At 58.2% G+C, this 24,189-nt stretch carries 27 protein-coding genes; 19 read left to right on the top strand and 8 right to left on the bottom strand.

Going from position 1 to position 24,189, the window contains the following annotated elements:
- Positions 1–452: 452 nt before the first annotated feature.
- Positions 453–794 carry a hypothetical protein gene (locus B0E48_RS18135; RefSeq protein WP_254424021.1) on the top strand — a complete coding sequence of 114 codons (342 nt, stop codon included), beginning with the start codon at positions 453–455 and terminating at the stop codon, positions 792–794.
- A 609-nt stretch (positions 795–1,403) separates the two neighbouring features.
- Here the strand turns inward: B0E48_RS18135 and B0E48_RS17325 are convergent.
- From B0E48_RS17325 to B0E48_RS17695, 4 genes are all read right to left on the bottom strand, one after another.
- Complete coding sequence (locus B0E48_RS17325; protein WP_077519335.1) at positions 1,404–1,706, bottom strand: hypothetical protein; 303 nt, start codon at positions 1,704–1,706, stop codon at positions 1,404–1,406.
- Positions 1,707–1,760: 54 nt separating this feature from the next.
- Positions 1,761–2,138, bottom strand: coding sequence for a hypothetical protein (locus B0E48_RS17700; protein WP_139350352.1), 378 nt, complete (start codon positions 2,136–2,138; stop codon positions 1,761–1,763).
- 315 nt (positions 2,139–2,453) lie between these two features.
- A complete protein-coding gene (locus B0E48_RS17320) occupies positions 2,454–2,849 on the bottom strand; it encodes a hypothetical protein (RefSeq protein WP_077519334.1) in 396 nt (131 codons plus the stop codon).
- A gap of 308 nt (positions 2,850–3,157) precedes the next feature.
- Positions 3,158–3,508 carry a hypothetical protein gene (locus B0E48_RS17695; RefSeq protein ID WP_139350351.1) on the bottom strand — a complete coding sequence of 117 codons (351 nt, stop codon included), beginning with the start codon at positions 3,506–3,508 and terminating at the stop codon, positions 3,158–3,160.
- A 514-nt stretch (positions 3,509–4,022) separates the two neighbouring features.
- Between B0E48_RS17695 and B0E48_RS17310 the strand changes: the two genes are divergently transcribed.
- Positions 4,023–4,781: a DUF72 domain-containing protein gene (locus B0E48_RS17310; RefSeq protein WP_077519332.1), complete on the top strand. Its 759-nt coding sequence runs from the start codon at positions 4,023–4,025 to the stop codon at positions 4,779–4,781.
- Entirely contained in the window at positions 4,781–5,023 is a 243-nt protein-coding gene (locus B0E48_RS17305) for a hypothetical protein (protein ID WP_077519331.1), read from the top strand. Before B0E48_RS17310 ends, B0E48_RS17305 begins: the two co-directional genes overlap by 1 nt.
- Before the next feature lie 58 nt (positions 5,024–5,081).
- Here the strand turns inward: B0E48_RS17305 and B0E48_RS17300 are convergent, their stop codons facing one another.
- Positions 5,082–6,251, bottom strand: coding sequence for a PAS domain S-box protein (locus B0E48_RS17300; protein WP_077519330.1), 1,170 nt, complete (start codon positions 6,249–6,251; stop codon positions 5,082–5,084).
- Positions 6,252–6,420: 169 nt separating this feature from the next.
- Here B0E48_RS17300 and B0E48_RS17295 point away from each other — a divergent pair, with 169 nt between their 5' ends.
- Both B0E48_RS17295 and B0E48_RS17290 read left to right on the top strand, forming a co-directional pair.
- Positions 6,421–6,642 carry a hypothetical protein gene (locus B0E48_RS17295; protein WP_139350350.1) on the top strand — a complete coding sequence of 74 codons (222 nt, stop codon included), beginning with the start codon at positions 6,421–6,423 and terminating at the stop codon, positions 6,640–6,642.
- 304 nt (positions 6,643–6,946) lie between these two features.
- Positions 6,947–8,203: a site-specific integrase gene (locus tag B0E48_RS17290; RefSeq protein ID WP_077439633.1), complete on the top strand. Its 1,257-nt coding sequence runs from the start codon at positions 6,947–6,949 to the stop codon at positions 8,201–8,203.
- Between the two features lie 92 nt (positions 8,204–8,295).
- Here B0E48_RS17290 and B0E48_RS17285 read toward each other — a convergent pair whose 3' ends face one another.
- Positions 8,296–9,030 (bottom strand): YoaK family protein, encoded by a 735-nt coding sequence (locus B0E48_RS17285; RefSeq protein ID WP_077439632.1) that lies wholly within the window; start codon positions 9,028–9,030, stop codon positions 8,296–8,298.
- 227 nt (positions 9,031–9,257) lie between these two features.
- On the opposite strand from B0E48_RS17285, the gene ccoN reads away from it, so the two are divergent.
- The 9 genes from ccoN (at position 9,258) to B0E48_RS17240 (ending at position 16,158) form a co-directional block, all read left to right on the top strand.
- Positions 9,258–10,724 (top strand): cytochrome-c oxidase, cbb3-type subunit I, encoded by a 1,467-nt coding sequence (ccoN, locus tag B0E48_RS17280; protein ID WP_077439631.1) that lies wholly within the window; start codon positions 9,258–9,260, stop codon positions 10,722–10,724.
- A 10-nt stretch (positions 10,725–10,734) separates the two neighbouring features.
- Positions 10,735–11,388, top strand: coding sequence for a cytochrome-c oxidase, cbb3-type subunit II (ccoO, locus tag B0E48_RS17275; RefSeq protein ID WP_077445398.1), 654 nt, complete (start codon positions 10,735–10,737; stop codon positions 11,386–11,388).
- A complete protein-coding gene (locus B0E48_RS17270) occupies positions 11,385–11,579 on the top strand; it encodes a cbb3-type cytochrome c oxidase subunit 3 (protein ID WP_077439629.1) in 195 nt (64 codons plus the stop codon). Before ccoO ends, B0E48_RS17270 begins: the two co-directional genes overlap by 4 nt.
- A complete protein-coding gene (gene ccoP / locus B0E48_RS17265) occupies positions 11,576–12,481 on the top strand; it encodes a cytochrome-c oxidase, cbb3-type subunit III (protein ID WP_077439628.1) in 906 nt (301 codons plus the stop codon). The genes B0E48_RS17270 and ccoP overlap by 4 nt, the downstream gene beginning before the upstream one ends.
- Positions 12,465–12,683 carry a hypothetical protein gene (locus B0E48_RS17260; RefSeq protein ID WP_254424020.1) on the top strand — a complete coding sequence of 73 codons (219 nt, stop codon included), beginning with the start codon at positions 12,465–12,467 and terminating at the stop codon, positions 12,681–12,683. Before ccoP ends, B0E48_RS17260 begins: the two co-directional genes overlap by 17 nt.
- Positions 12,680–14,926, top strand: coding sequence for a heavy metal translocating P-type ATPase (locus B0E48_RS17255; RefSeq protein WP_077519328.1), 2,247 nt, complete (start codon positions 12,680–12,682; stop codon positions 14,924–14,926). Before B0E48_RS17260 ends, B0E48_RS17255 begins: the two co-directional genes overlap by 4 nt.
- Positions 14,923–15,138, top strand: a complete 216-nt coding sequence (gene ccoS / locus B0E48_RS17250) for a cbb3-type cytochrome oxidase assembly protein CcoS (protein ID WP_077439626.1) — start codon at positions 14,923–14,925, stop codon at positions 15,136–15,138. The genes B0E48_RS17255 and ccoS overlap by 4 nt, the downstream gene beginning before the upstream one ends.
- 67 nt (positions 15,139–15,205) lie before the next feature.
- Positions 15,206–15,652, top strand: coding sequence for an azurin (azu, locus tag B0E48_RS17245; RefSeq protein WP_077439625.1), 447 nt, complete (start codon positions 15,206–15,208; stop codon positions 15,650–15,652).
- Positions 15,653–15,750: 98 nt separating this feature from the next.
- Complete coding sequence (locus tag B0E48_RS17240) at positions 15,751–16,158, top strand: group III truncated hemoglobin (RefSeq protein WP_077439624.1); 408 nt, start codon at positions 15,751–15,753, stop codon at positions 16,156–16,158.
- Positions 16,159–16,422: 264 nt separating this feature from the next.
- On the opposite strand, the gene B0E48_RS17235 is transcribed toward B0E48_RS17240, so the two are convergent.
- Together B0E48_RS17235 and B0E48_RS17230 are read right to left on the bottom strand one after the other, a co-directional pair.
- Entirely contained in the window at positions 16,423–17,016 is a 594-nt protein-coding gene (locus B0E48_RS17235) for a hypothetical protein (protein ID WP_254424019.1), read from the bottom strand.
- Positions 16,974–18,221, bottom strand: coding sequence for an NnrS family protein (locus B0E48_RS17230; RefSeq protein WP_077439622.1), 1,248 nt, complete (start codon positions 18,219–18,221; stop codon positions 16,974–16,976). The genes B0E48_RS17235 and B0E48_RS17230 overlap by 43 nt, the downstream gene beginning before the upstream one ends.
- A 408-nt stretch (positions 18,222–18,629) precedes the next feature.
- On the opposite strand from B0E48_RS17230, the gene hemN reads away from it, so the two are divergent.
- The 5 genes from hemN (at position 18,630) to B0E48_RS17205 (ending at position 24,131) form a co-directional block, all read left to right on the top strand.
- A complete protein-coding gene (hemN, locus tag B0E48_RS17225; RefSeq protein ID WP_077439621.1) occupies positions 18,630–20,027 on the top strand; it encodes an oxygen-independent coproporphyrinogen III oxidase in 1,398 nt (465 codons plus the stop codon).
- Positions 20,028–20,056: 29 nt separating this feature from the next.
- The gene (locus B0E48_RS17220; protein WP_077439620.1) at positions 20,057–20,818 is read left to right on the top strand and encodes a helix-turn-helix domain-containing protein; all 762 of its coding nucleotides are present in this window, start codon (positions 20,057–20,059) and stop codon (positions 20,816–20,818) included.
- A 426-nt stretch (positions 20,819–21,244) separates the two neighbouring features.
- Positions 21,245–22,708, top strand: a complete 1,464-nt coding sequence (gene nirK / locus B0E48_RS17215; RefSeq protein WP_077439619.1) for a copper-containing nitrite reductase — start codon at positions 21,245–21,247, stop codon at positions 22,706–22,708.
- Between the two features lie 62 nt (positions 22,709–22,770).
- A complete protein-coding gene (locus B0E48_RS17210; RefSeq protein ID WP_254424018.1) occupies positions 22,771–23,544 on the top strand; it encodes a formylglycine-generating enzyme family protein in 774 nt (257 codons plus the stop codon).
- A gap of 2 nt (positions 23,545–23,546) precedes the next feature.
- A complete protein-coding gene (locus B0E48_RS17205) occupies positions 23,547–24,131 on the top strand; it encodes an SCO family protein (RefSeq protein WP_168170404.1) in 585 nt (194 codons plus the stop codon).
- Positions 24,132–24,189: the final 58 nt, after the last annotated feature.

The following is a 24,189-nucleotide window of genomic DNA, read 5'->3' as shown; positions in this document are numbered from 1 at the left end:
CGTCCATGGTGAACATCCAATAGCCGCCCACCACAAAAGCGCAAGAGACCAACAAAAGAAACAAGAGTTTTGACTTGCTTAAGGGGATGGTGACTCGCTGCATACTGTCCTCAAGATGCCTAACGCTGGAGTTAAGCGGCGCCGGAGGCGTCCGCCTTGAACGAATGGTTAGAGGGCACCCCGAGACACCCCCGCGACTAGAACGACTATGGCAATACCGCAGAGAGCAATGCCAAACCACGCAGCGTAGGACGCTTGCCTCGATGGCTTTGCACCTGGACGACGAAGCCGAATAAGCGCATTTGCGCCAAAGATTGCTCCGACAAGCGGCGACCCGATTCCTGGCACAACTCCAAAAAGTGCGAGGGCGCCGAAGACAATTGCTAGCAGTGCCGACAGAAGGATCATGTGCCCTCTAACGCTGGAGTTAAGCGGCGGCGAAGCCGTCCGCCTTGAACGAGTTGTTAGCCATACTCGCCGATGATAGCGATGCAAGCACTAAGAAGCTTTGGCCTGAACTCCGCCTCGACTTTCGCGAGCTTCGCATCATGCTCCAACAGCGCCGGATGTGCCCAAAGCAGGCGCTCGTTGCCAATAGGCAGGCCAAGAGTTGCCCGATTGAATTGATGAAAGATTCGATACCGTTCATCGCCTTGAAGAGCCAGCTGGAGGAGAACCCTGTTTATACGCACGCAGCCGACACTGATGCCTACTTGCAAGGACAGCAGAGCTTTGGCAGCAGAAACGAGCTGCTTTTTTCGGGCGACCTCTTGCTCTGGGGTCATAAAGGCTAACGCTGGAGTTAAGCGGCGGCGGAGCCGTCCGCCTTGAACGAATTGTTAGGGGGCGGACAGCGCAGCAGTGATGTCTGTGACGCGAGAATCCTCTAGGACGTTGCGCCGGAACAAGAAGATATGACTATTGCTGTGCGTTGAGAAGCGACTTAGCTCTGCGACGACCTCAATTGGGATCAGAGCGCCATAGAGAACGGATAGATCTGTCGCGTAGACGACCGCCGCCAGAGTATCAAATGGGCGTAGTGCCAAGTTACGAAGCGCACTGAGCTGGGTTGATTTGTTGTGCGGCGTGAGTCTGCGGCCCTTGATTTGATACCTGGTGCCATCAGTGCCACGAGCGTCATAGCCAGCTTGCGATTGCGACTCAAGCGAAAGCCCTAGAACGCGAGATACAAGAGTCTCGGTGTAGTCAGCCACGGGGTTGTTTGAGCTGCGCACAATGCCGCGGTCTCTTAGCGCGGACATCAACGAGCAGTAAGCGCCTAGCAGTTGCTTGTCGTCGAGTTGCGACCAATCCACACAAGCCCCCTAACGCTGGAGTTAAGCGGCGGCGAAGCCGTCCGCCTTGAACGAATTGTTAGGCCGCACCGCGCGCAGCCGATGGTACTACGCCATTGAAATGGCCGACAGAATCATGGCGAGCAGCGCCAGCATAGCAATTGAAGCGGATGCTTGAGCCGACCTTAGAAGCAAAAATTGACCTCTTGAGAGCGGCGGCAAGGAAACCCAAGGCAGCAGATATTTGAACTTGAGAGAGAGGACTTGGCCGCCGCGAACGCTGGCCCACGCGCAAAGAACCTGTTGTGACGCCGCAGGCAGTCTTGGCGTGAGGATTCCTACGAGCACGACGTGAACGCCAAAGAAGGCCAGCGTAGCGAAAAGGAGTGCGTCAGTAAGGAGGTTGCTCATGCGGCCTAACGCTGGAGTTAAGCGGCGGCGTAGCCGTCCGCCTTGAACGAATGGTTAGGTGCCCAACGCGGAACGTTTACGGCGCAGAACCAGCACAACACGTGCGAGCAACATTACAGCAAATGCAATAGCAGCCACTTGGACAAGCGCTGGATGACTGGCAGGTGAGTTGGGCTGGAAAGCAAACCAAAGCATGCCGAATGCAAGAACGAACATGACAAGAACAAGCAAGGACTTGGCGACACCGACAGAAAATGGAAATGCCAGAAGTGGTGCTGCAGCCAACAAAAACCCAGCACCAGCAACATAGCCAGCGACAGGATCGGTTTTGACCGCGCCCGATGCCGCTACGAAGACCCAGGTTACTCCGAGCAAGGCGATGCACACGCCTACAAGGAAGATGAAAACCTTTGTCAAAGTGCGGAGTTTCACCTTGGGCACCTAACGCTAGAGTTAAGCGGCGGCGAAGCCGTCCGCCTTGAACGAAATGTTAGACGGGTGCGACACGACGCGCTTGAGCGATGACTTGTGGCCAGAACGAGCGCAGAACATGAGCAACCGGCTACCCCAAAACTACCAGCTCTGAAGGCTGAAGACTTGCCGCAACGCTAAGGAAAGATATTGCCAAAGCGAAGCGCTACAAGTTGCCGTGAAGCTGGGCGAAACACACGACACGAAGAACTAACACGAGCAACCGCCTAACGCTTGAGTTAAGCGGCGGCGTAGCCGTCCGCCTTGAACGAAATGTTAGGCCGCAACTTGCGCAGCCTGCCAGATAGAGGAACTACGGAACCCGTAACGCCAAAGCGCCAAGCACTGAGGAATGCACAACAAAATTGCCGCAACAAGCATGTAGTAGTACATGGCAGCATGCGACTGCCACGCGAGCCAAGCAACTAGGCCAACGCCGTACACAGCCTGCACTGCGAACAGGAAGGAATATACGATCCAAAATTTGCGCCAGCCTATAGAGATGCGACGCAAGTAGCCCCACAGACCTACAAGTGCGTAAGCGTTGAAGACAGCTAACAACGCATCCAGCAGCGAGTGAATGCCAAACCACGACGAAACTGTTGTGAGGGCAACTACAACGAAGTAGGCCCACCACAAGCTCTTCCAGATGCGCGATTCGGTTTGTGTCATTGCGACCTAACGCTGGAATTAAGCGGCGGCGAAGCCGTCCGCCTTGAATGAGATGTTAGACGGTTGCGACGAGTTGCGCTTGAGCCAACTGGGCTTGGATGAGCGCAGAACCTTGAGCAACCGACTGCCCCAAAACTACCAGCTCTGAAGGCCGATGGCTTGCCGCAACGCTAAGGAAAAAACTGCCGAAGCGAAACATTGCAAGTTGCCGCGAAGCTGGGCGAAACACACGCTACGAAAGACCAACATGAGCAACCGACTAACGCTGGAGTTAAGCGGCGGCGAAGCCGTCCGCCTTGAACGAGATGTTAGGGCTCAAGCGCGGCATAGGCTACTAGTGCGGCTGCCATAACAACCTGCCAAGCTGGTAACGAAAGAAGGCGATCGACATTGGCTACGCGGTCTCCGATTTTCGAAAGCGCATGCTCAAACGTAACATTGAAGCTGGCCAGTACAGCTACTTCTTTGGCGTTGAAGGCAGAAGAAAAGAGATTGCTCTCTGGATGAAAGTCATCAACCCACCAACAAACGAACTCGTCAAAGGCATAGCCGTCGCTGCGACAGACCTCACTTTGAAAATTGCGTTGCTTCTCGGCTGATGCAAAAAACTTTAGCAAGTCGATGCGTGACTTTCGAAAAGTATGTGCAGCCTCGTCCATTCAGTTGAGCCCTAACTACCTAATAGACCGACCTGGGTCGGGTTATACATCTCGCGTCACCCAGGACCAGAACCTCTATCCCGCTGATGCGCTTGACGTTCCTCACCCTGAGTCGGGCTATACAACCAACGCAAACCCCGATTGAGATCGTCACACACTAAGCGCTAGGGTGTCACCCTTTACCCCCACTGGAGTGACCCTCATGGGGTGAGCAAGTCCCTGCACCAGCCACACCTCGTCTTATGGACCAGGTCTCAATTGTTTGCCGCCGACGGCACCTAAGCCGACGCACAGAAGAGGCCTACCGGTATTGGATCCGTCAGTACATCTTCTTTCATCGCAAGCGCCATCCAAGGGATGTCGGTCCCGCCGGTACCACCCCTTTAATCAACGATCTGGTCGTTAGGCAAATCGATTCACGTACACCTCACCACGTTGTCACCATGTTTCCAGCACGCAGCCGCTGACATTCGCCTTGACCGAAGAACACCCACTATCACTACAACAAGCCAGCATGCGACCAACGATTCGGCCGCAGCTCTACATCGGCTGTGCGGGGTGGGCCATTCCGAAGGCTTCGTCAGAACGATTTCCAGAGGACGGTAGCCACCTGCAACGATACGCGCAGGTGTTCAACGGGGTGGAAATCAACTCGTCATTCTACCGTTCGCACCAGCCCGCCACCTACGCGCGCTGGGCGTCCTCGGTACCAGGCGATTTCCGCTTCGCAGTGAAGATGCCACGCACCATCAGCCACCAAGCACGATTGTTCGAATGCAGTACAACATTGCACGCCTTTTTGAGCGAGGTTCACCAGCTCGGTTCAAAACTCGGTTGCCTGCTTCTGCAGCTGCCGCCAGGTCTCGCGTACACGGCGTCGGTAGCGCTGCCGTTTTTCGAGATGCTGCGTCGTCTGCATCTTGGCCCTGTGGCATGTGAGCCTCGCCATGTCTCCTGGTTCGCGCACGCAGTGGATCGCCAGCTGATAGACCACGACATTAGCCGCGTCGCCGCCGATCCCGCGCCCCTGCCGAGGGCGGCGGTGCCCGCGGGTGATCCGGCCTTGCAATATCTGCGTCTGCACGGGTCGCCGCGGATTTATTACGACAGCTACCCTGAGGCGACTCTGCACCGGATTTCCCTCAAGCTGCGGCGACCCGCGTCGCACACCGCCCAGCGCTGGTGCATCTTCGACAACACTGCACTGGGCCATGCCACGTCCAATGCACTGGACATGCTCGACTACTTGGGAGACGACGAGCCTCCGGCCTGATGGTTGGCAATGAGCATAGCGCGCATCATGTGACGGCGGAGCTCTATCAGGCACTCGCTGATATTGGCTTTGCCATCCCAGGAGGAAGTTCCGCTTACTGGGTTGGGAACGCGGTGGGAAGCATCAACTACATAGATCTTGATCGAACCCCGAAGAAGCTTGCAAGCACCATCAAGACGCTGGCTTCCAACGCCGTCCACTTCGCCGCACAACTTAAAGAAAGGCCCTACCCTGCTCCTTGATAGCCCTGAAATCGTCGATCGATCAGGCTAAACGTTGAGCGAGTCAGATGGACGAGATTTACTGATCGGACTCAACATCAGCCAAATCTGCGCACCATTGCACATGGTCCAGCCACCCACGTTCTTTTCCAAAGGCCTGTTCAATTTCGCGGGCGATCCGATCTCCGATGTGCGCGCTGGGCTTTTGGGCCGCAAATCGGCTGACCTGTGCTATTGACTTGCCGAGCATCTCGGCCAACATCGTCAGGCCCCCAGCGTACTTTCCGCCGCGGTTTGCTTCGAGCTCGAGCTTCTTCACGAGAATGCGAACATTACGATGCCGAACCTCTTTGATATCCATCTGTTCGACTAGGCGCTGCCAACGAGCTTCGCTCTCGGCCAAGGCGTCCTCAGACCTTTTTCGGTCGGTAACATCCATGACGATACCGACGTAACGCTGGTTCACACCATCCAAAGAAACCACCTCGCCTCGGCGCGCGATCCATCGAATCTCACCCGTGATCGGATCGATGCGCCGGCATTCCGAATAAGCGATGGGATTGGGCAAGTCGTAGCGTTGAGGCCCCACGACGGCATGTCGATCATCAGGGTGTGCAAGCATGGCCAGCAAACCATCTGTCACTTCGACGTCGGCGCTCAATCCCCATATGCGTCGATATTGATCAGAAACATCAAGGCGGCCGGAGTCCGGATACCATTCAAACGTGCCCACTCCGCCAGCTTCTTGGGCCATGCGAAGGCGCTGCTCTGCTTGAAATCGCTCAGTGGCATTCTTGACGACCGCAAACACTCCGACGGGTGTTCCAGCCTCATCAACCACTGGGCTGTAGTTGATGTCGAGCCAGACGTCCTCAGGCTCGCCATGACGTAGCAACACCACGTGTTTATCGCGGTAATTGACGGTGTTTCCATCAAGTACATCCTTCACTACTTGTGTCCTGAAGTCCGCTATTTCCGACCAGCTGTCGCTGACCTTCTGGCCAAGCAAGCCGGGATGACGAGCGCCGGCGATGTCGCAGTAGGCGTCGTTGTAGAGCATCCAGCCTTCAGTTCCCCACTGAAGGGTCATCGGCGCGTCGGAACGCAGAACCAGAGATGTAGCCGCTCGCAAGCATCCAGGCCACTGGCTCAGCTCTCCCAAGGCGGTTTTCTTCCAGTCGAAGGCTCGGATCAGTTCGCCGAGTTTGGAACCACCACCCAGAAAGGGAAAAGGATCTATATCGTTCATTTCTGCCTACAGTATTTAAATGAAAGAATGAGGCGAGTGAAGTCAACGAGGAACCACTCATCAATTCTGACGAGCTGGCTGGGATCCATCATTCTAAAATGTGAACATTGACAATGATGCTGCGCCGACTTTTACGGCCTGCTCACTGAGACGTTGTCAGGTTATAGGCATGATCATCTTTGACGTTCCCTATTCGCCCGCGAAAGGTATGTGGCTCGTGCAAGTGAGCAACGGTGGCCATCCGGAATTCAAAACCCGCGTTGACGCAATCAGGTTTGCCGTCGGCGCAGCCCGGAAGGTAAAGCATCGCGGCGACGAGGCCCTGATTACCGTCGAGGGCGTCGACGGGCAACGGCGCGCATTCGACCATGATGCAAAGGGGATCGCCTAGTTGCTATTCGCGCGTTGAAAAGATGGTGACGTGATCATCGAAGCTTGGTTCTGTGATGCCTGTTGGGTGCGCGCAGTCTTCTGACCCTGAACCGAATTTTGGACACAAAAAAGCCGCAGAGAATGTTCTCTGCGGCTTGTCTGTTTGGCGGAGAGAGAGTCCGTCAGCCTGTAGTCCAGTCCTGTCCAAACAAGTCCTCACAAATGGCTTAACCAAGCCGTTTACAGCGTGAATATGTCCAAACACGCCCAAAGGCGTTCAACCAAATCCAGTGTATGATCATGGGTAGAAACAGGGGTAGCCAATGGCTCGCGCACTCGAAAAACTGTCCGACCTGAAGGTTCGCAAAGCCAAAACACCCGGGTACTTGGGCGATGGCGGCGGCCTCTATCTCCAGATTTCTGCTTCCCTCTCCAAGTCATGGGTATTTCGTTACCAGATCAACGGTCGCGCCCGAGAGATGGGCTTAGGTGCCTTCCATTCTTTTGGGCTGAGTGACGCTAGAAAGCGCGCCATGAAATGCCGGCAGATGGTCACCGATGGCATCGACCCCATTGACGATCGCAAATCGGCCCAGCAGCAGAAACGACTAACCGAGGCGCGAACGGTGGCGTTCGGTCGCTGTGCCGGTCTGTATATCGAAGCGCATCGCAGCGGCTGGAAGAATGCCAAGCATGCTGCTCAGTGGGAAAGCACGCTCGCGACTTACTGCAAACCGATCTGGGATGTGCCGGTCGATAGGGTCGATACGGAGCTCGTTATGCTCTGTCTAAACCCCATTTGGACAACAAAGACCGAGACAGCAAGCCGATTACGGGGGCGGATCGAGTCGGTGCTGGCGTGGGCAACGGTTCGCAAACTCCGAACCGGTGACAACCCCGCGGCGTGGCGTAACCATCTGGATCACCTTCTGCCTAAACGCAGTGAAGTACAAAAGGTCAAACCCAGGCCCGCTTTGCCCTACGCTGAGATTCCTGCATTTATGTCAAAGCTTCGCCAGCACCAAGGGTTATCCGCTCGCGTGCTGGAGCTGCAAATTCTGACGGCTACGCGGCCAGGCGAATCTGCAGGTGCGCAATGGGATGAGATCGACCTAGCAAAAGCCCTTTGGATCATTCCGGCTGAACGAATGAAGGCGGAAAAGGAACATCGAGTGCCCCTATCACCTGCAGCAATCGAGTTGCTACGTTCGTTGATACCGAAAGTGAAGGGCAAGCTGGTCGTTCCATCCGGCCATGTGTTCCCTAGCGTCAAAGGTCAACCCCTAACCACAGCCGCGGGCGAGAAGCTGATAAAAGGCATGCACGCTTCAGATATTGCCAAGGGAGGCACCGGACACATGGATCCGAGGGAAAAGAGGCCTTGCGTACCCCATGGCTTTCGATCCAGCTTTCGTGACTGGGCAGCAGAGACTACGAAGCACTCGCGCGAGGTTATTGAGAAGGCATTGGCGCATCTCCTCAAAGATGCCTCAGAAGCAGCCTATCAACGTGGTGACTTGCTGACTCGGCGCGCCAAGTTGATGAACGACTGGGAGCGGTATTGTCGTTCTACGGCATAGTCTTGCATGCCCCCGATCCGCTATTTGCAGCGGATCGTGGTTCTATCTCGTAAGCGTCGACATTGAGATCCCATGCACGCATGATCGTCGTATCAGGCTTGTGGCACCGACACGTCGCCCCGAAGCGCCTGCCAGATACCTAGTAGCGAGAGGGCCAGAAGAACCGACGCCGTGGCGAAGAGAAGACGTCCGCCGATCGCCTGATAGACCATTACACCGATGATCCCGCCCACCAGGAAGGAAAGCACCGTCTGTGCATGAAGCCGAAGCTTCAGCTGATAGGGCGCAGCATCCACCCCAAGCTCGCGGCCACGAGCGATGTCGAACAGCATGCTCAACTCGATGCCAATATCCGTCGACATACCGGAAACATGGGTTGTTCGCACACGCGCACCAGAAATCGTGGTGACGACCGCATTCTGCAGACCCATAAGAAAACTCAACCCCAGGATCAATGTAGGCCCACGGTTAGCCTGAGGAAGCCAGAGACAGGCACATCCAAGCAACGCCATCAAAACTGCCTCTGCGAGGATGCTGACAGCGTAGATACTACGAATGCGTCGACGCTTGCCCGCATTAATAAGCAAGGTCGACACCGCAGCGCCCAGCACGAAAGCCAAGACAATCGACAAATAGAACATGCCTAGCAACCACTCTCCCAGTGCGGCGTGATCGGAGAGCGCCGAAACGTTCCCAGTCATGTTGGCGGAGAAAAAACCTACTGCGTGAAAAGCAGCCGTGTTCAGCGCTCCGGCAATCGCGGCCAGGGTGCAGGCAAGGCGACGATCGACATCGCTGCTTCGCGCGTTTCCTTCCCTTACCAACATTGAGACTGCCCCGTTCAACGTGAGGTTGGTGCAATGGCATCACTGTAGACGGTCAACGAATCGCGTGCCATCTGAAGCGGTGCGGCGAACCCATTGAGCGTTGCCTAACACAATGATGAGGAATTGGTTCCGATCCTGCGTAACAGGGAGCCGAAGCGACTTGATCTAGATCAATAGTCGGCTGAACAGCGTTGTCAGAATACCTCCAACCATAGTTAGGGGGTGCCATGCCAAATACCGAGTACTACAACGACAAGGTCGTGCGCCAGTTTCTGCTCGGCGCCGCGGTATGGGGAATCATCGGCATGTCGGTAGGCGTCTACGCCGCCGCGGAGCTGATGTGGCCCGCGCTGAATTTTGATATCCCATGGCTGACCTTCAGTCGCATCCGTCCTGACCACACCTTCGGGGTGATCTTCGGCTTTGGCGGCTGCGCGTTGATGGGCACCTGCTATTACGTGGTGCAACGTACCGGTCAGGCGCGGCTGGCGCTGGGCCGGCTTGCCGAGTTCACATTCTGGGGTTGGCAACTGATTTGCGTGCTGGCCATGGTGTCGATGCCGCTGGGCGCGACCCGCGGCAAGGAATATGCCGAGCCCGAGTGGATCGTCGCCATTCTCATCGCCGTGGTATGGGTCAGCTTCGGCGTGGTGTTCTTCGCCAGCCTGACGCGCCGGCGCATCCGCCATATCTATGTCGCGAATTGGTACTACGGCGCCTTCATCATCGCGGTCGGCCTGTTGCATATCGTCAACGGTCTCGTGCTGCCGGTGTCGATGTGGAAGTCGTACCCGATCTATTCGGGCGTGGTCGATGCCATGGTGGAGTGGTGGTACGGCCATAACGCGGTAGCGTTTTTTCTCACGGCCGGCTTCCTCGGCATGATGTATTACTTCGTCCCGCGGCAGGCCCAGCAGCCGCTGTGGAGCTATCGCTTCTCGATCGTCAATTTCTGGGCGCTGATCTCGGTCTACATGTGGGCAGGCGCGCACCACCTTATGTACACCGCCCTGCCCGACTGGGTGCAGTCGGTGGGTATGGCATTTTCGCTGATCCTGTTGATGCCCAGCTGGGGCTCCGCAGCTAACGGGCTACTCACCTTCAACGGCTCGTGGTGGCGACTGAAGACCGACCCGGCCGCCAAGTTCATGGTGATGTCGCTGGTGTTCTACGCCGCGGCCACCTTCGAAGGTTCGATGATGGCGATCAAGACGGTGAATTCGTTGTCGCACTACACCGACTGGACAATCGCCCACGTACATTCGGGTGCGCTCGGCTGGGTCGCGATGATCACCATCGGCTCGCTTTACGCGATGGCGCCTCGTGCGCTAGGTCGACCCGCCATGCACTCGCATCGCGCGATGGAAGCGCATTTCTGGCTGCACATGATGGGTACGCTGATGTACATCTGCTCGATGTGGGCCGCCGGCATCACCGAAGGCATGATGTGGCGCGCCACCAACCCGGATGGGTCGCTCACTTATTCCTTCCTCGACAGTCTGATTGCGATCAAGCCGATGTATTTGATCCGCTGGGCCGGTGGCCTGCTGATCCTGTCTGGCATGGTGGTGATGGCCTGGAATCTGTGGCACACCGCAGCAGACGCCCGTGCCCGACTGATCAAACCGATTCCCGTGCCGATCCCGGAGCCGGTGCCCAATCAGGTACCGGCCCCCTTGCCGGCTGCCGGTTGAGGATCACGACATGGCATACAAGCATTTTGAAATCATCGAGAAAAACGTCGGCCTGCTTGGCATCCTGATCGCTATCATGGTCTCGCTCGGCGGCCTCGCTGAAATCACACCGCTGTTCATCGAGGCACATACGATCAAGGCGCCGTCCGGGGTCAAACCGTACGACCCGCTGCGCCTGGCTGGCAGGGACATCTACGTACGAGAGGGCTGTTATCTGTGCCATTCGCAGATGATCCGCGCGCTGCGTTTCGAGACGGAGCGCTACGGTCACTACTCCACCGCCGACGAATCGGTCTACGACCGTCCGTTCCTGTGGGGTTCCAAACGTATCGGACCGGATCTAGCTCGTGTCGGAGGCAAATACTCGGATGACTGGCAGCGCATGCACCTAATGAACCCCCGGCAGGTGGTGCCGCCATCAAACATGCCAGGTTTCCCCTGGCTGGCCGACAAGAAACTCGATGCGGCGGAGATCCAGGCCAGCATGCGCACGCTGCGCCGATTGGGCGATCCGTACAGCGACGCGGACATCGCCGGCGCGCCAGCGGCGGTGAACGGCAAGACCGAGATGGACGCGCTGATTACCTATCTGCAGGGCTTGGGTATTAAAAATGAGCCGACGAAGACAACCTCGGCGGAAGCCAGCGATGGAGGCCAACCATGAGTCCGGTATGGGGACAGATCGCGGGCGCTTTCATCCTGGCCATGATGATCACCTTCATTGGTATCTGGATCTGGGCTTGGCGCAAGCGCCACAAGAAAGTGTTTGACCAGATGGCCCAGTTGCCGATGCAGGAAGATACGGAAGAACAACCTGCCGACACGCAGGCAGGCACACGGGAGAGTCGTCCATGAGCACAGGCTGGTCGTTGTGGGTCATGTTCCTGGTGGTGTTCAACCTGGGCATTACATTGTTCCTGTTCCTGTGGGGACCGTGGGTAAAAATACCGACGTTGCCCGACGGCACCAGTGGCCACATCTGGGCACACGGTGCGCTGCGCGAGGGTGTGCGACGACTGCCGCGTTGGTGGTTGCTGATGTCGGCCAGCATGTTCATCGCCGGCTTCACGTATCTGGCGTTGTTCCCTGGCTTCGGCAACTTCAAGGGTTTACTGGGCTGGACCTCGCATGGCGAACTGGCGCGCAACGTGGCCAGCAACAATGTCGCGTTCGCCGAGGAGATGAAGCGCTTCGAGCTGTACCCAGTCGAGCAACTCGCTGGCGATCCAGCCGCCCAGCAGATGGGCAAGGAATTGTTCGGCGACGACTGCGCGGCCTGCCATGGGCGCACCGCCAAGGGCAATCAAAAACTTGGTGCGCCCGATCTCACTGACGCCGACTGGTTGTACGGCGGCGACGGTAAGTCGATCACCGCAAGCATCCACGATGGTCGTGCCGGTGTCATGCCGCCGTGGGCGAGTCTGGGCGAGGACAACGTGAAAAATCTCGCCCAATATGTGCTTAGTCTGTCCGGCTCACCGTACGATGCTGCCAAGGCGGCGGCCGGCAAGCCGCTGTTTGTCACCTGCGCCGCCTGTCACGGCCCGGATGGCAAGGGCAACCAGGCGCTTGGCGCACCCAATCTCACGGACCACATCTGGCTGCACGGTGGCAGCGTTGCCGATATCGAAGCCACCATCGGTGGCGGCAGGCAGGGCCATATGCCGGCGTGGAGCCGCCGCCTCAGTGACGACCAGATCCACGTGCTGGCCGCCTATGTCTACCACCTGTCGCACCGCGATGATGCCACGCCATGACGCCCGCGATTTATCCAGCGCATCGAGCTGGTATCGCCAGCCGGTGCTGTGGCTTGGTGTGGTGGTCTTCGCCGCATCGATGGCCGGGTGCGTATGGCTGATCGTGGTGAGCTCCCGTCACGCCGATATCCCGGTGGACACGTCGCACACCGTGTTCGGGGTGCCAAGCAGCAGCCATAGCAGCAACGGCCCTCCACCATGAGTACCCATGCGGCATGGGTCCAGCCGCAACTGGCTGCGCAGGTATTGCGTACACGCCGAGATGGTCATAGCGAGATCGCTCTGCGGGTCGAAGGACTGCACAACGCGCAGCAGGTATTGCGACTGGAGCAACTCATCCACGGGTTGCCCGGCGTGCAGCGGGTGGCCATCGACGCACCGGCCAAGCGCGTACGGGTAGTGTGGGACAGGCAGCACACATCACTGCCGGTTCTGCTCGAGGCGTTCACTGGCGCACGTTGCAGGGCGCAACCGCTGCGGCATGACAGCATCGACGACGCCCGTTCGCGCGAATCGCATGACGCATTGAAGCGCCTGCTGGTCGCCGGCATGTTCGCGATGCAGGTGATGACCTATGCGTTCGTGATCTACATCGGCGTCGTCGACTTCGTCGATTTCACTACCCGCGGCCTGTTCCGCTGGCTGAGTCTGTTGTCCACCGTGCCCGTGGTGTTCTATTCGGCCAAGCCGTTCTATGTCGGCGCACTGCGCGAACTGCGCCGCCACCAGTTGGGCATCAACCTGTCGGTGACGCTCGCGGTGCTGCTGGTATTTCTCGCAAGCACGATCAACACCTTGCGCGGCAGCGGCGACATCTACTTCGATTCGGTCAGCATGTTTGTGTTTCTGCTGCTGGCCGCACGCTACGTGGAGTTGCGCGCGCGGCATCGCAGTGGTGCTCTTGGCGATGCGGTGATCGATGCCGCACCGCTGCTGGCGGAGCGTCGGCATGCAGACGGCAGCCTGGAAACGGTGGCCGCGATCGAGCTGGTTGCTGGCGATCACGTGCACATCGCCGAGGGCACCACGGTACCGGCAGACGGCGTGCTGGAGAGCGCCATGGCCGAGGTGGACGAGGCTTTGCTGTCGGGCGAATCGCTCCACGTGCAGCGTCAGCGCGGGGAGCGGCTGATTGCCGGCAGCATGCTGCTGGTCGGCCCTGCCGAGCTGCTCGTGGAACACACCGGCGAGGCGACAGCTGCCGCCCGATTGAGCGCGCTCAGCACGCGTACGCGCAAGGCGCGCATGGTGTCCGCGCCCGGGGGCGAACGCGAAGTCGGCCGTTTTATCGGCCGCGTACTGCTGCTGACCGCGTTGACGGCGCTGGGCTGGATGCTGGTGGACCCAGCGCGCGCGTTCGAAGCGGCGGTGGCGGTGCTGGTGGTCGCCTGTCCATGCTCGTTCGCACTGACTCGACCGGCCACGCTGACCCGCGCTCTCGGCGTGTTGGCTGGACACGGAGTGCTCGTCACCGACAGCAGCGCGCTGGCCACGCTGGCGCGGGTCGATTACGCGTTGTTCGACAAGACCGGCACGCTCAGCGTGCCGCAACTGGCAACCGCCGCGATCGAACCGCTCCGCGGCGATGATCCCGATGACGTGCTGCAGCTGGCCGCCGCACTGGCCCATGAAAGCTCGCATCCGCTGGCGCGTGCGCTGGCCAGCACCGCCCGCCAGCGTGGCCTGCCACAGCGGGCGCAGGCAGTTGAGGTCAGTGCCGGCGCAGGCATCAGCGGGGAAGTCGATGGTCGCCCACTGCGTTTGGGGCGCGCCGATTTCGCGCTGGCGCCGAGCGGACATATGGTATCGGCAAGCCTCTCAAATGCGCTGCTGCTGGCCGATCAGAACGGACCGATCGCTGCCTTCCATCTCGACGAACAGCCACGCAAAGATGCCCGCCGCACGCTCGACGCGCTGCGTGCCGACGGCATCGCGCTGGTAATCGCCAGTGGCGACAGTAAATCGCGCGTGGCCGCGCTTGCCGCTCGTCTGGACATCCACGACGCTTACGGCCGTCAGTCGCCCACCGACAAGCTGCAGCGGCTGCAGGCAGCCCGCCAGCGTGATCACGTCACCTTGGCCGTCGGTGACGGAAGCAACGACGCGCCGGTACTGGCGGGCGCGGACGTCTCCGCCGCGCTGGGTAGTGGAACCGAGTTGGCACAGGCGCATGCCGACCTGCTCTTGCTGGATGGAGGTCTGGACGGCCTCGTGCAAGCACGCTCGATCGCGCGCCAGGTAGCTCTCGTGGTTGCTCAGAGCCGGCGCTGGTCACTCGTCTACAACTTGTGTGCCGTGCCGTTCGCCGCGCTCGGCTTCGTGCCGCCGTGGCTCGCCGCCATCGGGATGTCGCTGAGCTCATTGGCAGTCGTGCTCAACGCATTGCGCGTGGGTCGCGACAGTGTCAGCGAACCCACGGCGAAGCAACGCGAGATGCGCGTATGAACATCCTGCTTGTACTGATCCCGGTAACCTTGCTGGTGGTGCTGATCGCGACAGTCATTTTCTTCTGGGCCGTCAATCACCAGCAGTTTGACGATCTGGACAGCCCGGGAGTTCTACCACTGCTTGAAGATTTGGCTCCGGGCGAAGCGCCTCCGGAAAGGGCCACGCAGGCAGAGGACTTTGCCGCTGGCACTGACCCAGATCAAGGCTGACTGCGCATGAGCACGCCAAAATGAAGCCACTCTTCTTCCCCACCATTCCTCATTGGAGCTTCTACTAATGCGAAAACTAATTGCGATCACCCTGCTCGGCCTGTTGTCCACCCCACTGCTGGCCACTGAGTGTGCAACCACTGTCGAAGCCAATGATGCTATGCAATACAATCAAAAAAGCATCACCGTGCCGAAGACCTGCAAGACCTTTACGGTGACCTTGAAACACACCGGTACGCTACCGAAGACTGCGATGGGCCATAACTGGGTGCTGGCCCACAATGCCGACGAGCCCGGCGTTATTGCCGACGGCATGCAGGCAGGTGCTGCCAGCAACTATGAGAAGCCGGGCGACGCCCGAATCATTGCGCATACCAAGCTGATCGGTGGTGGCGAATCCGACTCCGCGACCATCAGCGTAGCCAAGCTCAAGACTGGCGAACAATACGCATATTTCTGCACCTTCCCAGGCCACGCGACCCTGATGAAGGGCACGCTGAACCTGAGCCAATAAGTGGCGCCCACAGCACGTTTCCGGCTGGTACCGGATACGTGCTGTGGGCAAACGCCCCTACTTTCGTGTATTCCGACTCCTGATGCACCACGTTCCGCATGAACTCACCATTCCTTGACGAATTCGCGATCGCTACGCTAGTCGACCGCTTTTACGAAAGGGTGCGATGCGATCGGAAACTGGGCCCAGTATTCAATGCCGCAGTGCGTGACTGGGACGAGCACAAGCGCTTACTTGCCTCCTTCTGGTCATCAGTAGCATTACGCATCGGAAGCTGTCGCGGAAACCTGATGGCCGCACACCGACCGCACCCGATCCTCGCCGAGCATTTTGACCGCTGGCTTACCCTGTGGCGTGAAACCTGCGCCCAAGAGCTGGACGAAGCGAACGCCGTACTGATGCTGGAGTATGCCCAGCACATCGGCCGCAGCCTCAAGCTGTGGCTCGGCCTGCATGAGCGAGCACATAACTTTGTCGTGCCCGTAGTCGGCATCACCAGAGAGTAGCTCCCCAGCTCGGTCGAGGCACTCCGCGAGCCATGCTTCACCAATCACCCGGAGCCAGCTCCAGGGTCGGGTGTACCCGACACATGAGTGATTCAGCGCCTTCAGGTTTCACAGTCGTAGGGCTTGAACATCTCCCTAAATCGCTACCGACCTACTGAAACACCGGTGCCGTCGTACTCACTGCCTAAAACTGGCCGTCGATACTGATCGACTGATCATTGAATGCGACTGTAGAGATGATGCGCCTTATTAGAAGAAGGCCGTCTACAGATAGAACATGATCTTGGCCAAGAAAACGATGCCAATCATCAGGCCGAGTACCACGCGATGGGTATGCCGGAACCGGCACACGTTCATCCTGCCGCTCCGCATAGCCCGCATCGCATTAACAAACACGCCGAGTACGCCGAACGCCAGCAGCATCTTCAGCAGCAACAAGTTGCCGAAGCGCGTGCCAATACAGCTGATGCCAGCACAACGAATGTCGAACAACATGCCGCCACTGGCGAACAGCAGAATCACTACCAGCGGCATGAAGCGGCGTGCCCGCGCCATCACCGCCTGTTCGATACGCTGCATTATGGCCCCGTCGAAGTGTCGATGTAGGGACTCGATCACCAACACCTCGAACGCCACCGAACCGACAAACAGGATCGCGCAAGACAAATGTATCAACACTATCCATGGATACCAGACAGCCATCACTTTCTCCCAATACTGGGTGAACGAGTCTGCGCGTAGCCCATCCTGGACGCGCTGATATGGATCAAGCGAGAGCCTGTGTGAGTTGTTGGCAAGACGACGGCGGCGCCACCTTAACCCGGCTTGTTGTCCACCCGCGGGGTCAGGTAGATCCATGCCGAACGCAGCACCCATGGCAGAAAAGCCAGTAGCCAGCCGTACGCAGCGACCACCAGCCATAGGTACATATCGCCGCCCAATTCCGCGCGGATGCGCAGCAACACGACGATCTGCAGCAGTCCGAAGCACAGCCACGCTACCGCGCCCATCTGCAGCGGCCGACCGGAATGGCCTTGGGTCACCCGCGTCACCATTGCGACCAGCATCGAGCCGAAGTAACCAATCGCCAATGCATGCAGAGGTGCACGTCCGAGCAGCAGATGACCGCTGGCCGCGTAAATCACGTCCTGCAGCGCATACAGCACGAATGCCAACGGCAGCCAAGCGAATGCCAGATGCAACACAGCAAGCAGACCTGGCCGCATCGCCTTCCAAGGTTGCCACGCCAGCGCGTGCCAAGCGAACACCAGCGCCAGCGGAACATCAGTTAGCCACAGCCAGCCCAACGCATTGCGCCAATCCAACAGCGCATGTACTAGCAGCAACACCCACACAACCGGAAGGCTCCAGCGCGGACGGATCACCCTGTAGTCGGCTGCCACATTGCCGCTAAAGAACGGTAGCATTCGGTGCGTTACCGTAAAGAAAATGGGCAGGAGCAGACCAAATGTCCCCAGCCGGATCGCCAGCGTAGCGCACTCGAACGGACCGCCGAACAGAGAGACCAGGAACGCGAGAAGCCCTAGCGTGCCCAAACCCACCGCCAGAAGACACGAACGCGCATGGTTGTCGCGCTCACCCGACGCATGCAACACCGTCGCCAGTGTCCAGAAGCCGATCACGTAACCCGCCAGCATCACGATGAAGCCGAGCTTGAGCAGCCACGGCAAGTCGAGCAGCCCCACGTTCGCCAGCACATAACCGCCGAATACGCAGCCAGCGACCGGTACATACCGCCCGCGCGGCAACGCCGGTCGATTCAGCCAGCGCGGAAAAACTGTCAGTAAAAAGCCAAAGATGAATAGCGGAAACAAACCGTATTGGATCAGCATTGCATGCGCCCAGCCGGGGGCTATCGATGGCTGCGGCCAGCCACCCAGCCCGAAGCGCATCCAGGTTAGTTCCAGCGCCCACCAAAGCATACTGAGCAGCACTGCAACCGTGCCGGCCAGAAACAGCAGCCGATGCGGCGCCGACGCCAGCAGGGCTGGCAACTCCGCGAACATAGCGGGCTTGACTCTTGAAGATGGAGATTCAGCCATGACGGCGTCAACTCAAGTGAGAACGACCTGTCATGTTGACCGCCATTCGGGGCGACATTCTTGATCTGTGTCATATGGAGGCCGTACCGATTGATCGGCAATCATGGCTGCGGTTCGCGACCGGGTCGAAGGGCGTATGACTTCTTGCCTAGTTGCTCCAAGGAGGTGCACATCATCGGCCTCGTAAAGTGTGGATGGGATTCCCAACCTCATGTTTTGCCCTCTTAGGCTTAGACAGGATAGCTTGCGGAGCGATTGGCCTGACAAATAGCACGCGATGCTCTCCAACCGACGTAAAGCTGGATTTCCGATGGTGGTGCTCGCCTTGGATAGGAGCAACGCAGCATTTCGTCGCGGTTTTTGACCTGAATCAATGCACGAACTACTCGCGCTGCACAAACTAAGCACATGAGCCGAGCCATCACTGCACCTGAATTCGATCCGGCGACAATCGCCCGCTATGACACGGACGGACCGCGCTATACCAGCTATCCCACAGCACCGCAGTTCCGACGCGATTTCGTCGAAGCCACGCTACGCGAAGTGATCCGCGCGTCCAACGAAGAGCCAATCCCGCGTTCGTTGTCGCTCTACGTTCACGTACCCTTTTGCCTCAGTCCGTGCTTCTACTGTGGATGCAACCGCGTAATTACCCGCGATATCGGCAAGGCCGACCGCTACTTGGAACGGCTGTACCGCGAGATTGAACTTTTGGCACCACTGTTCGACCGTGATCGGCCAGTGCGTCAACTACATTTTGGTGGTGGCACGCCGAACTTTCTCGATCTACCGCGGATGGCCGAGCTGATGGAGTCGTTGGCCCAGCACTTCAGCTTCATACACGAGAGCCGGCGTGAGTACGGCATCGAGATTGATCCGCGCTTTGCCGATGGCAACTACATCCACGGCCTGGCGGAGCTTGGCTTCAACCGACTGTCGGTAGGCATCCAGGATTTCGATCCGGAGGTGCAGCAGGCTGTCAATCGTATTCAGAGTGTGGAGCAGACACGTGAGGTATTGCAGGCTGGGCGGGCCGCAGGCTTCGTGTCGGCCAGTGTAGACCTGATATACGGTCTGCCACGGCAAACGATGCAGGGATTTGACCATACACTCTCGGAAGTGATCGGATTGGAACCAGACCGTGTAGCCGTATACGGTTACGCGCATATGCCGCACCTGTTCAAGGCGCAACAGCAGATCGACACGGCCGAACTGCCCGATCCGGCGACGCGGCTAGCCTTATTTGGTCAAGCGCTGCAGCGGCTCTGTTCGGCCGGCTACGTCTACGTCGGCATGGATCACTTTGCACGCCCCGACGACGAGCTGGTACGCGCACAAAGGGCGGGCACACTGCAACGAAATTTTCAGGGTTACTCCACCCATGGCGACTGCGACATCGTAGGCTTGGGTGTGAGTGCGATCAGCCGTATTGGCAACAGCTACAGCCAGAATGCCCGGGATCTAACCGGCTACTACAGTGCCCTGGACAATGCCCGCCTGCCTATTGTTCGTGGGCTGCTGCTGGACGAGGACGATGAGATTCGTCGCGAAGCGATAAGTGAGCTGATGTGCCATGGTAAGCTGGACATGTATGCTTTTGGTGCGCGTCATCGTCTAATCTTCGGGGAATATTTCGCTACTGAACTGGCCCGGCTGCAATTGCTTGCCGATGACCAATTGGTGACCTTAGACTCACGTATCATCCGTGTAACGTCGCGTGGACAGCTGTTGTTGCGTAGTATCGCGATGTGCTTTGATGCGTATCTCGGCCGAGAGAGCACGGCACGCTACTCGCGTACCATATGAATGGCACGATCACCAAAGATGCTTCCCAGATGCGTTCCAGCGATCAGATAGGCCGCCTGCCCCAACCACCCAGTCCGATCGCTGATGATGGTGATGAAAACCATTTCTGTCGTACCTGTGCGTTTGCCAGCGTTTGTCTCGCAGTGGGCTATGGCAAGTCCGACCTAAGTGCACTGCATTGTCTGGTCGAGCACGTAGGACCGTTTCGAGCCGGTGAATATGTCTTCCACAACGGAGACCCATTTCGCGCAATCTTTGCGGTGCGTGCTGGCACAGTAAAGACCAGCATGGTTGATCGCGACGGGCGCGAACAGGTGCTTGGCTTCTACCTACCCGGCGAAGTAATCGGCCTAAACGCCATCTATCCGGATCATTTTCCGTGCGATGCAATCGTGCTGGAGAACGGACATTTCTGTCGCTTCTCATTCCCGGCCATGAGCGCGTTGGCCGCTCGTATCCCAGCCGTACAGCAACACCTTTTCCGCATGCTCAGCAAGGAGCTGGGTGCCGCCAGCCTACTCGCGGGTGACCATAGCGCCGACGAACGCATGGCAGCGTTTCTCGTGGATCTAGGTGAGCGTTATGCCACGCGAGGCTTTTCTGGCACTCACTTTCAACTAAGCATGTCACGCGGCGATATCGCCAACTATCTCCGTCTAGCCGCCGAGACAGTGAGCCGAGTTCTTAGTCGCTTCCGCAGCCTCGGGTTAATTGAAATCGAAGGGCGCGAACTGGTGCTAAACAATCCAGCCGAGCTGCGCAGGATAGGTCAGAGTCTGCTACCTAACTGAGCTAGGTGTCGCAGAGAGCGAGTCCAAATTCAGGTGACCGTGCGCCCGAACCAAGAGCCTGTCGCATTCGACAAACAGGCTATGGCATGGATGGCTCCCAAGCTTCATCCAGTCTTTCTCTGTTGAAGCAATTGGCCATGCAGGCGGCAATGCCGTCATCTGCAATTTTTCCCCAGCGCGCCAGCCTCTTTGATCCGCGCTTAAACCCAAAGCCCTGAGGCTAGTGGTGTCATAAATTGGCACTACTCTCGCACTGGAGCCACCTGGTTCCACATGTGAACGGCCATTTCGGCGATCGTTTTTCGAGCTAGCATTATGCGGCAGCTTGACGCAGAAAGCATTTGTCGCTTTCGAAACTGATCCAAATCAAGTAGGCAAAAAGATAGTGATTTAGGCTTAAGCCAGGACTCACAAAGGAGAGACCTTATGTCACGATTGCTGCCCTCTTTACTGGCTGCCGCTGGCCTGTTGGCGATCACTGCTTACATCGGTTCATCCGCTTACGCGGCACACTCCGCTGGATCGATCAATGGGTCCACAACAGTCACAGGGGATTTCGGACCTCCCCAAGGACCGCCCATCGAGGAGAAGCTGGTCGCTCCCCCGGGCGTACCGGCACCGATTCATCGTGATCATCCTGCACGCGTGATCGTTCGCCTTGAAACGCAAGAAGTGGTCAAGGAAATTGCCGATGGCGTGCGTTATAACTTCTGGACTTTCAACGGCACTACGCCAGGGCCGCTGATCCGCGTGCGGCAGGGCGATACCGTGGAGCTGCATCTGAAGAACGATCCCAATTCGCACATGGCGCACAACATCGACCTTCATGCCGTGATGGGACCAGGTGGTGGCGCAGCCTCCACCGTCACACCACCGGGACATGAGAGCGTATTTACTTTTAAAGCGCTGCGCTCCGGCACCTTCATCTATCACTGCGCGACAGCACCCGTACCGATGCACATCGCCAACGGCATGTATGGTGTGATCGAAGTCGAGCCACCAGAAGGTTTGCCCAAGGTTGATCACGAATATTACGTGACGCAAGGCGACTTCTATACCACTGGCACCTACCACGAACCCGGCTTGCAATCGTTTGACATGCAGAAAATGCTGTTGGAGCAACCGACCTACGTTTTGTTCAACGGTCGCGAAGGCTCCTTGACGGGCGCCAACGCGCTCACCTCAAACGTGGGCGATACGGTGCGCCTGTTTGTCGGCAACGGAGGCCCGAACTTAGTGTCTAGCTTCCATGTCATCGGCGGCATTTTCGACAATGCCAATGTCGAGGGCGGCACCTTGATCAACCATAACGTGCAGACCACCCTGGTTCCAGCGGGTGGCACCACTATGGTCGAACTAAGCACGCCGGTACCGGGGACCCTGCTGCTGGTCGACCACTCGATTGCTCGTGCCTTCATGCAGGGAGCATTGGGCGAAATCAAGGTGAGCGGGCCGCCACAACCGGCGATCTACAATAAAGTATCCAGCGGTCCGGTAAGCGGCGCGGCGGAACCCGTTGCCGTAGTCGCCGAAGTCTCCAATGCAAACTCGGCCATGGCCGATGGCAAGCGTGTGTTTACTCAGATCTGCTCCGCCTGCCATCAGGGCAACGCAATGGGTCTGCCTGGGGCTTTCCCGCCACTGGCGATGTCCGATTACCTCAATGCGGATCCAAAACGAGCGATCGGCATTGTGCTCAACGGCCTCAGTGGAAAGATAACCGTCAACAGCACCGGCTACGAGTCGGTAATGCCAGCCCAGGGTCCGAACCTCAACGATGAAGAGATCGCCAACGTATTGACCTATGTGTTGAACAACTTCAACAACAAGGGTGGAAGCATCAGTCCGGCCGAAGTCAAGGCCGTCCGTGCAGGCGGCAAACCAAACTGAGGTCGAGTCGATCGCACCACCGTGTCGATGCCATCGGCTGTCGTCCCAAGGAGGCTATATCCGTGTCAAACCGGCTCGCCGGATGCCTGTTGCTGCTGGCGATATCGCCAGCAGCAACAGCTGCAGACTATGTGGCCATTCCCGCTGGCCGGTTTGTAAGTGCCTTGGCCATAGACGGCAGCGCCTCGCGTATCGCGATTAAGCCATTCACGATGCGGGCCGAGCCGGTGACTAACGCCGAATATCTGACCTTCGTGAGCAAATATCCACAATGGCAGCGAGGCAGAGTGTCGCCCCTGTTTGCCGGACCGCAATACCTAGCAGCGTGGCAGGGGCCACTGATCCTAGGCGCCGCGGCACAACAACAACCGGTGACCAATGTCAGTTGGTTCGCCGCGCGAGCTTTCTGCGCCAACGAGCACGCGCGACTGCCTAGCTGGTACGAATGGGAATACGTGAGTGCCGCTGATGGCACCCATCGTGATGCCAGACAGGATCAGGCTCGCAACCAGACGTTGCTGTCGGCCATCCTGGCCAGTAACGGTGAGCGCCCTGGTGTGATCGGTCAGCATCACGCCAATTTCTATGGGTTACGTGATCTCAACCAACTGCTGTGGGAGTGGACCGGCGATTACGCCGCGATGTTTCCCAACGCCGATTCGCGGGTTGCTGGCGGCGGCGCCCTATTGGCACTATGCGGCGGCTCGGCGTTGGCCTTTGAAGACAAGAACCAATACGCGCTAATGATGCGTGTTGCCGCCCTGACTGCACTCAAACCCGCCGATGACGCACCGCGCGTTGGCTTCCGTTGTGTTCGTGACTTGCCTGGAAAATGACCATGCGCTTCCCTCTACATGTACTGCTGCTGATGGGGCTGGTGCTTGCTCCACCGCTGGCATTCGCTTCGCCCCCCGCTGCCACACCACTACCGAAAGACTCGATATATGGAATTCCCACCCTGATACTGCGAGATCAGCAAAACGATGTCTTCTCGTTTGCCTCACTACGTGGGGAGCCGCGTCTCGTTGGTATGTTCTACGGCTCGTGCAAAATGGCCTGTCCGCTCGAAATCGAAACATTGAAACGCATCGAGCATGCGATCGCGCAGAAAAGACCAATACCGGTGTTACTGGTGACGTTCGACCCCACGGTCGACGACGTTGCGATGCTTCGGCAAGTGGCGGACGAACATCATGTGCAAACGCCGCAGTTCCGACTGGCCCGCCCTGAAGAAGGTGATGAAGGCATGCTGGCAGGGGTATTGGGCATTGCCTACCGGCCGTTGCCAAGTGGTGGCTTCAGCCATAACGTGGTGGTGGCCCTGCTCGACGCGGAGGGCCGCGTAATTGCCACGACCGACGCCTCCGGAGCACCTGACCCAGCTTTCGTGAGAGCGATTGTCGACTTGGAAGCAAAACGCTAACGCCTTGAGGGCCGTTCGGCGCCTGCCGCGTTGACTAAACCTAGTTCGGTTACGGTTG

Origin of the sequence: Rhodanobacter sp. C03 (assembly GCF_002001175.1) — a bacterium.
In the GTDB taxonomy this organism is placed as follows: domain Bacteria; phylum Pseudomonadota; class Gammaproteobacteria; order Xanthomonadales; family Rhodanobacteraceae; genus Rhodanobacter.
This window is presented reverse-complemented; position numbering and strand designations above follow the sequence as displayed.